At 37.6% G+C, this 473-nt stretch carries 1 protein-coding gene; it reads left to right on the top strand.

What is annotated here, in order from left to right; all coding sequences use genetic code 11:
• Positions 1-473, top strand: a 473-nt coding sequence (locus OCV67_RS13530; protein WP_178085196.1) for a type IV secretory system conjugative DNA transfer family protein, incomplete at both ends; no start/stop codon positions are given.

Genomic DNA, 473 nt, shown 5'->3' on the forward strand with positions numbered 1-473 from the left:
TATCATAATCTTTCGGGGGACGCTTTTACAAAAATTTACATAATTGCTGAAAATCCTCTGCAAATTTTCGGACTTCCGCTGATAAGCCTTGACAGCAACGATCTTCTTTTCCCCTTCCTTATAGCCTGCATGATATATATTCTCATTGTAACCCGAACTCAAAGGCAAATGAGAACCGGAGAAGAATACGGTTCTTCAAAATGGGCAGACAAAAATGAAATAAGGAAATTCATGGATCCAAATCCATGGAAAAATGTTATTTTGACTGCTACAGAAGGTCTTACCTTGAAGGATTGGCGGATTATTCCTTTTAACGGCAGAAATAAAAATATTCTCATTGTAGGCGGTCCGGGAACAGGAAAAACAAGATTTTTTGTAATTCCAAACCTTATGCAGCTGAACAGTTCATATGTTATAACCGATCCGAAAGGAACGATTTTACCCGATGTAGGCACATTACTTTATAAAAAGGG

The sequence above is a fragment of the Porcipelethomonas ammoniilytica genome (assembly GCF_025567485.1).
Lineage (GTDB): Bacteria > Bacillota > Clostridia > Oscillospirales > Ruminococcaceae > Porcipelethomonas > Porcipelethomonas ammoniilytica.